This window comes from Mesorhizobium sp. M5C.F.Ca.IN.020.32.2.1 (genome assembly GCF_004023105.1).
Taxonomy (GTDB): domain Bacteria; phylum Pseudomonadota; class Alphaproteobacteria; order Rhizobiales; family Rhizobiaceae; genus Mesorhizobium; species Mesorhizobium wenxiniae.
Genome location: NZ_RZSX01000222.1, coordinates 1 through 7,977, shown reverse-complemented (window position 1 = coordinate 7,977; position 7,977 = coordinate 1). Strand labels below are relative to the sequence as shown.

Genomic DNA, 7,977 nt, shown 5'->3' with positions numbered 1-7,977 from the left:
CGGTGGGACTGCTCAGCTTCATTCCGGGCCTCGGACAAGTAGCCGATCTTGCCTCGATGGTTCTCGAGGCTGAGTCGCAAGCAGCCAATCTCCTGCGTACGGCCATTAACGGAGGCGATATGAAGCGAGCGCTGGAGGAAGCTGGCCTCAATATGGCCGCGCAGGCGATCGGCCTTATCGCAGGCCCCGAGGTCAAGCTGGCCATTCGAAATGGGCTCGTAAAGCACCTGATGGAAGAGGCCTTGGCGGCAGGCATTGATCTTTCGGTCTCGACGGCGCAGGACTACGCAGAAGGCTATGTGAATAACCTCCAAGCGCGCCTTGCAGGCGGCCCTGAGCAAAACCTAGGCCTTCCGAGCATGCCATCATTCCAGAGTGTGGCAAGCAATGTGCCCTTCGTCGGCATTGCCTTATCCTAGCCGTCGCCTTGCGCGGAAGCTTTGGCTCGCGCGCTGAGATAAGGGTCATTGTGGCACAAGCAGGGGTTCATCCGCATCAACGCAAGCGGTGTTCCTGACGCCATCTTGATCGGACTGTGAGGGAGATGTCCGAAGTCTGTGAAGGCTTCGGTATATGACGACTTCAGAGTTACGCTGAGCCCAGCCATCTCGAGCCGGTGCGCCGGGTCGAGGTTTTCACGGGCGCCGGCCGGCAGCGGGAATGGTCTCCGGAAGGCACGGCGCGGATGGTGGCGGAGCTGGCGCAGCCGAAGGAACGGCTGTCGCGCGCCCAGGGCGGCCTCCCGAACAGCCAGACGATGATCTCCTGCGGCCTATATCCTTGTGCCCACGCTCAAGGCAGTCGGCTGAAAACAGCGCTGATTTAAAACAGCATTATCCTGCACTGCACCCTCGATCCTTGCGCTCACCGATCGCTCGTCGACACGCACGCGGTCAAGTCGTTATCGGCGCTATGCCGATGGGCTTCGAGAGCAAGGTGGACGCTGAGCGGTGCGTCAGCCTCAGGGCGCGGCTGGCCAGCTTTGGGTCTCACGCTCTATGACGGCAACACCCGGCTGATCCACTTGGCCTGTTCGGGGGCTCCCGGCAGCGGCGCGGAAGCCACGGTCCGCCTTCCTCGGCTTCAGGCCAAAGACACCGCAGCATGCTCCAGAGCTATGTCTGCCGCCTTCGCCCCATCGTCGCTGGTCATGTGGAAAGGACAAGCAGGCTACGCACCCCATAATCCCGTCGGGCAGGATTCGACAGTCGACGGCGAGACATTCGCCAAACCTCACCCTTGATTCTCAGCAACGTTAAAAAAAATTCACATAATGTTCGTGAGCGTAGTCTCCTGTCAGGTGGTACATTAGCCCCAATATCTGGCGTCTTAGTCGTAGAAAGGACTGTGATCCATCTTCCATTAGCATCCATACCAGCGGATTTACAGCAAATGACGAGAAGAGATCTCATGCGGATTGATGGGGATAGAAGGGCTAGCGGCTTGCTGCATCCCGTCCGGGTTGATGCCAACCAATGTTGACACTGGTAAATCGCGTAAGGACGGCAGCGCATCTTGATCGCCTTCGAATCCTGGGCCTTTGCGCGCATGCGGATCTAACCGTCGGCGAGCTGGCCGATATTACCAGTCTGCCTCGCGAGCAGGTTCGACGCCACGTCCGGCGGCTGGTCAGAGCCAACTTTCTTTGCTGCAACGAACAACGTCCGCAGTCTTCGTACCATATGCAAGCAGGAGGCAAGGATGGCGGGCTGGCTCAATTGGTGGTCGATCTCCTGCCCCACGATGATGGTCATCATAAAAGAGACCTACAACGCCTGGAAGCAATACAAGACGCGCGGTTGAAGGGACCGCCTGCTTGATCGTGAAATAGATCAGTCCAAATGGAGCGCGACTACCATGGATAACTCCGCCGGCGGCGCCATCGCGCAGCCCGACACTTACGGGCGGCCTCACTTAGCCGCCGTCGACTCCCGCGTTCGCGAACTGCTTCTAAGACAGGAGCGCCAGGAGCGGACAACTCTCAAACTGATCGCCTCCGAGAACTTTGCCTCCTCGGCGGTGTTGGAAGCGACCGGGTCGATTTTCACCAACAAGTATGCCGAGGGATACCCCGGTGCGCGCTACTACGCCGGAAACGAGATCGTCGATGAGCTTGAGACCCTCGCGATCGAGCGCCTGAAAGCGCTATTTGGCAGTGAACACGCCAACGTCCAGCCTTATTCAGGCTCGCCAGCCAACCAGGCTGTCTATCGCGCGCTTTTGAGCCCCCGTGACAAAGTGATGGGCTTGCCTTTACCCGAAGGCGGCCATCTGACTCACGGTTGGTCCGTCAATTTTTCCGGCAGCGATTATCAGCGCGTCCCGTACAGGCTGCACGAAAAGACACAGCAAATTGACTATGACCACTTGCGCGAGACCGCCAAGCGGGAACGCCCGAAGCTAATTTGGGTCGGCGGAACTGCTTATCCGCGTATTTTTGACTACGCGGCAATGGCCGAAATTGCTTCGGAGGTGAACTCGTATCTGGTGGCTGACATCGCCCACATCAGCGGCCTGGTTGTCGCAGGAGTGCATCCGAACCCCGTGCCCCATTGCGATGTGGTCACCAGCACCTCTCACAAGTCGATCCGCGGTCCCCGGGGTGGCTTCATTTTATCAAGGAATGAAGACCGTTATCAGCCCCTCCATCATCCGAAGAGCAAACACAATCTGGCCAAACGTATAGACCGCGCCGTGTTCCCTCTTCTGCAAGGCGGACCGCATATGAATACTATCGCCGCGCTTGCCGTCGCTTTGCAGGAAGCAGCGAACTCGTCCTTTCGTGTCTACGGTCAGCAGATCGTCCACAACGCCAAGGCTCTGGCCCAGGCGCTTCTGGAGCGAGGTTATGAACTCGTCACCGGGGGCACTGACAATCACATGCTGATCCTTGATCTTCGGGACCGGCCGCTGTCAGGCAAAGCCTATGCGGAGCGCTTATCGCGTGCAGGCATCATTGCGAATTTCAATATGGTCCCGGGCGACCGGCGGCATCCGGCGCTGACAAGCGGCATCCGCTTAGGGACGCCAGCGGTGACGTCCATGGGCATGCGCGAAACGGAGATGGTGCAGATCGCCGCTTTCATCGACTCGGTCTGCCGCCAGCCCGATGACCAGGAAGTTCATGCGAGCGTACGAAGAGACGTTGCCGACTTCTGCACTGCGTTCGATGTTCCCGGCATCCCCGACCGATAAGCCACCCCAATCCAGAAACTCCTCACTAACTCCAGCACTTGAAGCGAGGGCATTTTTATGACCAGGCAGTTCGTGTTCTCTTCCGAATCCGTCGGCGCGGGACACCCCGATAAGATGGCAGACAACATCTCCGATGCCATTCTCGATGCGGTCCTGCGCACCGATCCGAAGGCGCGCGTCGCCTGTGAAGTGTTGGTGAAGACGGGGATGGTCGTTGTGGCTGGCGAGATCACCAGCCATGCCCACATCGATTACAGCCAAGTCGCCCGCGATACGATACTCGATATTGGCTACGACGATGATGCGATTGGCTTTGATGGTCGACGTTGCGCCGTCGTTCTGGCCCTCACCGAGCAGTCGCCCGACATAAGCCAGGGCGTTGATGAAGGACGAGGGCAGGATCTCGGGCAGGGGGCAGGGGATCAGGGCATCATGTTTGGATTCGCATGCAACGAGACGGATACATTGATGCCCCTGCCGATCCAACTCGCTCACCATTTGACGAAAAGACAGGCCGAGGTCCGGAAAGCGGGACAGCTTGGCTGGCTGCGTCCGGACGTGAAATCTCAAGTGTCCGTACGCTACGAAGGGCTCCGCCCGGTGGCGCTGGATACCATAGTCCTGTCGACGCAGCATGACGAAGCGGTCTCACAAGCCACGGTCCGCGAAGGCGTCATTGAGGAGATCATAAAACCGGTCCTGCCGGCCCACCTGGATACTTCGGGGATCAGATTTCTGGTCAACCCAACAGGGCGGTTCGTGGTCGGTGGGCCTGCCGGCGACTGCGGCCTCACAGGACGGAAGATCATCGTCGATTCCTACGGTGGGACCGGGCGTCACGGCGGCGGTGCCTTTTCGGGCAAGGACCCATCCAAGGTTGACCGCTCGGCGGCCTATGCCGCCCGGTATGTCGCGAAGAACATCGTTGCCAGCGGCCTTGCGGAGGTCTGCGAGGTTCAGCTTGCCTACGCGATCGGCGTGGCCAGTCCGGTTTCTGTCATGGTCAATACTTTCGGAACCGCAAGGATCGAGGAAAAAAGGATCGAGCGCCTTGTTCTCGAGGTTTTCAATCTCCGACCGAAAGGCATCATCAAGATGCTTGATCTCTTACGCCCGATATACCGCAAGACGGCGACATACGGACACTTCGGGCGTGAAGAGCCTGAGTTCACCTGGGAGAAGACGGACAAAGCTGACGATTTGCTGCGTGAAGCAGGACCGGCAGCTGCGTGAGGGCGGCTGGATCAAGCGCATGCGGCAACCCATTTCAACTCGCGAGACCACGCCCGGCCGGCATGGCAAGAAGCCGGCTCGGGTTTTTGGCGGAGATTTTGATGCGGATTATGACGTGCTCTGCATCGGTAATGCCATTGTCGACATCATCGCCCAGTGCGACGAGGCATTCCTCGAGACCAACGGCATCATCAAGGGAGCGATGAACCTCATCGACACAAGGCGCGCCGAGCTGCTCTACAGCCGCATGGGTCCGGCGATCGAGGCCTCCGGCGGCAGCGCCGGCAACACGGCGGCCGGCGTCGCCAGCTTTGGCGGCCGCGCCGCCTTCTTCGGCAAGGTCTCCAACGATGCGCTGGGCGAAATCTACGCCCACGACATCCATGCGCAAGGCGTCGCCTTCGACACCACGCCGCTCAAGGGTGAACCGCCGACGGCGCGCTCGATGATCTTCGTCACGCCCGACGGCGAGCGCTCGATGAACACCTATCTCGGCGCCTGCGTCGAGCTCGGGCCTGAGGATGTCGAGGCGGACAAGGCCTCTGGCGCCAAGGTCACCTATTTCGAAGGCTATCTGTGGGATCCGCCGCGCGCCAAGGAAGCAATCCGCCAGACGGCGATGCTGGCGCACGCGGCAGGCCGCGAAGTGTCGATGACCCTGTCGGATTCGTTCTGCGTCGACCGCTACCGCGACGAGTTCCTCGAGCTGATGCGTTCGGGTACCGTCGACATCGTCTTTGCCAACAGCCACGAGATCAAATCGCTTTACCAGACGGCGTCGTTCGACGAAGCGCTGGCGCAGATTCGCAAGGATTGCCGCATCGCCGCCGTGACCCGATCGGAAAAAGGCTCGGTGATCGTGCGCGGCGACGAGACCGTGGTGATCAAGGCGACCGCCATCAAGGAGCTGATCGACACGACGGGCGCCGGCGATCTCTATGCCGCCGGCTTCCTGCATGGCTACACGCAAGGCCGTGACTTGCAGACCTGCGGCGACCTTGGCTCACTGGCAGCCGGATTGGTGATCCAGCAGATCGGCCCCAGGCCCCGTCAGAATTTGCGCCGCGAGGCCGAGCAGGCGGGGCTGACCATTCCGGACGTTCAAACGAGTTAGTGGCCTACCTTCCCGTTGTGCAGGCTATCTCGCCAGAAGCGCAATCACGGAATAGGGAAATCCTGATGTCGAACATGATGAAGGCGCTTGTGAAGGCCAAGGCCGAACCGGGCATCTGGATGGAAGAGGTGCCGGTGCCGGAAATCGGCCCCAACGACGTGCTGATCAAGATCAAGAAGACGGCGATCTGCGGCACCGACGTGCACATCTACAATTGGGACCAGTGGGCGCAGAAGACGGTGCCGGTGCCGATGGTGACGGGCCATGAATTCGTCGGCACCGTTGCCGATTTCGGCGCAGCGGTCACCGAATACAAGGTCGGCCAGCGTGTATCGGGCGAAGGCCACATCGTCTGCGGCCATTGCCGCAACTGTCGCGCCGGGCGAGGGCATCTGTGCCGCAACACACTCGGCGTCGGCGTCAACCGTCCGGGCGCGTTCGGCGAGTATCTGGCGATCCCGCAGCACAATGTCGTGCCGATCCCCGACGATGTGCCCGATGAGATTGCCGCGATCTTCGATCCCTTGGGCAATGCCGTCCACACCGCATTGTCCTTCGATCTGGTCGGCGAGGACGTGCTGGTGACTGGCGCCGGGCCGATCGGCATCATGGGCGCGCTCGTCGCCCAATGCGTCGGTGCGCGCAAAGTGGTCATCACTGACATCAACCCGGTGCGGCTGGCACTGGCGAAAAAGCTCGGCGTCCAGCATGTCGTCGACGCCTCGAAGGAAAAGCTGCGCGACGTCATGCCGGCGCTCGGCATGACCGAGGGGTTTGACGTCGGCCTCGAAATGTCGGGCGCAGCCCCCGCCTTCCGCGACATGATCGATACCATGAACAATGGCGGCAAGATCGCCATTCTGGGCATTGCGCCGACCGGCTTCGAGATCGACTGGAACAAGGTCATCTTCAAGATGCTGCATCTCAAGGGCATCTACGGCCGCGAGATGTTCGAGACCTGGTACAAGATGATCGCGCTGGTGCAGGGTCCTCTCGACGTGTCGGGCCTGATCACACACCGCATCGGGGTCGATGACTACCTCGACGGTTTCGAGGCGATGAAGAGCGGCAATTCGGGGAAGGTGGTGATGGATTGGTAGGGATTGCCTTGGCCGCTCTTCAGGAAAAGCTGACGGGACAGCACCCCTCTGGTCCGCCGGACATCTTCCAACGAGGGGAACATGGCTGGGTGGAGAGCTATGGCTCCGCTAGGTGCGCCCCCTAATCATGATACGGCGACGTATCGCGGCCCATCCGATAACGGTCGATGGTGGCAATTCGCCTCAGCCGATGACGGAAATCCGGTGAACGGATGCTCACAGGCCCCCACGCGATCGTCTATTTCCTAAGATCTGCGATTGAGGTCGAGGTGTTGCCGCCGTTTCAGCGGGTAAGATGCGTTAGACGACTTCCGGTACCTTTCCGGTCAGCGAATTAACGAAGGCAACGAGCCGCATTGGACAGGTCGTGCCATTCCGGTTCGGGGGAAGTATGGCGCGGCTCAGCATGGCGACACGGTCGGAACTGAAGCGGCGATCGTGGAGCGTTATCGCGGCGTTGACAAGCGGCGCATTCTGAATGAGTTCGGGGCGGTAATCGGCTATTATCGCAAGCGCGCGCGATCCGTCTTATGAACCGTCGTGAGCAGAGGCCGTCTGCGAGCAAGAGCCGCAGCCGCTGTTACGGCAGCGATGTCCGCGAGGCGCTCATCGTGTTGTGGGAGGCTTCGGAGCGGCTGAGGTCCGCATCGTCGCTCGCGGCGGCCAGCGCCGCCGGGCAGGAATGAGTTCGGCAGTTCGCCGCTCGGTGCAAGCCCGCACCTCGGCGATTGGAAAGATCCGCCGCCCGGCTTTGTTGAGCGCATTCGGGCACGTCTTGGTCGGGGAGCTTCGTGCAGACGATGGTGCTGACCGAAATTGCCACCGGCTGGACCGAATGCATTCCGGTCCGCACGCGCAACAGCGGCAATGTGATCATGGCGATCAAGCAGGCCCGCTCGCGGTTTCCCTGACCCTGTGCTGCTGTTTGCCGGCATCCGCCCGCACAGGAAGAGCTTGGAAAGCGGTCGATCGTCGTGGCCTGAATGCGGAAATCGAGGAGCCGTTGGTCGTCGATCTCCAGCCTGAACGCGGTCGTTTCCTGGTGCCGCAAATCGGCTGTTGCATACACATCCCTGTCAGACGTCAGTTTTCCTCGCCCATTTTGGTGTCGAGATGCGAAGTGCTCTTTTGGACCAGCAAGGCTTTTTGGAAATCTGAGAGCGGCTTTCCGCGGGGCGCTCCATTTTTGAGCATCAAGCTACCACAGCCAATGACGCGCAGGTTCCACCAGACTCGCCAGCCTTGAAGGACAGCGAAATAGCAGAGCACGACAGACACAACAATCCATCAGGAAGCCGCAGTCGTTGAAGATGCGGCGCTGCATCCATACCGTGG

6 protein-coding genes are annotated in these 7,977 nt (G+C 60.3%); all 6 read left to right on the top strand.

What is annotated here, in order from left to right:
* Nucleotides 1-419, top strand: a 419-nt coding sequence (locus EOA86_RS13535; protein WP_281035659.1) for an HrpF/NolX family T3SS translocon protein, incomplete at its 5' end; no start/stop codon positions are given.
* A gap of 1,056 nt (nt 420-1,475) precedes the next feature.
* On the top strand, nt 1,476-1,820 hold the full coding sequence (locus EOA86_RS41485) for a helix-turn-helix domain-containing protein (protein WP_091595831.1): 345 nt from the start codon (nt 1,476-1,478) through the stop codon (nt 1,818-1,820).
* 37 nt (nt 1,821-1,857) lie between these two features.
* Nucleotides 1,858-3,195 carry a serine hydroxymethyltransferase gene (gene glyA / locus EOA86_RS13520; RefSeq protein WP_091595829.1) on the top strand — a complete coding sequence of 446 codons (1,338 nt, stop codon included), beginning with the start codon at nt 1,858-1,860 and terminating at the stop codon, nt 3,193-3,195.
* A 57-nt stretch (nt 3,196-3,252) separates the two neighbouring features.
* Entirely contained in the window at nt 3,253-4,428 is a 1,176-nt protein-coding gene (gene metK / locus EOA86_RS13515) for a methionine adenosyltransferase (protein ID WP_063169265.1), read from the top strand.
* Nucleotides 4,403-5,542 (top strand): adenosine kinase, encoded by a 1,140-nt coding sequence (locus EOA86_RS13510; RefSeq protein WP_236370636.1) that lies wholly within the window; start codon nt 4,403-4,405, stop codon nt 5,540-5,542. Before metK ends, EOA86_RS13510 begins: the two co-directional genes overlap by 26 nt.
* Before the next feature lie 65 nt (nt 5,543-5,607).
* Nucleotides 5,608-6,642, top strand: a complete 1,035-nt coding sequence (tdh, locus tag EOA86_RS13505; RefSeq protein ID WP_091595827.1) for an L-threonine 3-dehydrogenase — start codon at nt 5,608-5,610, stop codon at nt 6,640-6,642.
* Nucleotides 6,643-7,977: the final 1,335 nt, after the last annotated feature.

Excerpts from the sequence above, each read along its gene's own strand:
- EOA86_RS41485 (WP_091595831.1), top strand. The coding sequence starts at position 1,476 with ATGTTGACACTGGTAAATCGCGTAAGGACGGCAGCGCATCTTGATCGC.
- glyA (WP_091595829.1), top strand. The coding sequence starts at position 1,858 with ATGGATAACTCCGCCGGCGGCGCCATCGCGCAGCCCGACACTTACGGG.
- tdh (WP_091595827.1), top strand. The coding sequence starts at position 5,608 with ATGTCGAACATGATGAAGGCGCTTGTGAAGGCCAAGGCCGAACCGGGC.
- metK (WP_063169265.1), top strand. The coding sequence starts at position 3,253 with ATGACCAGGCAGTTCGTGTTCTCTTCCGAATCCGTCGGCGCGGGACAC.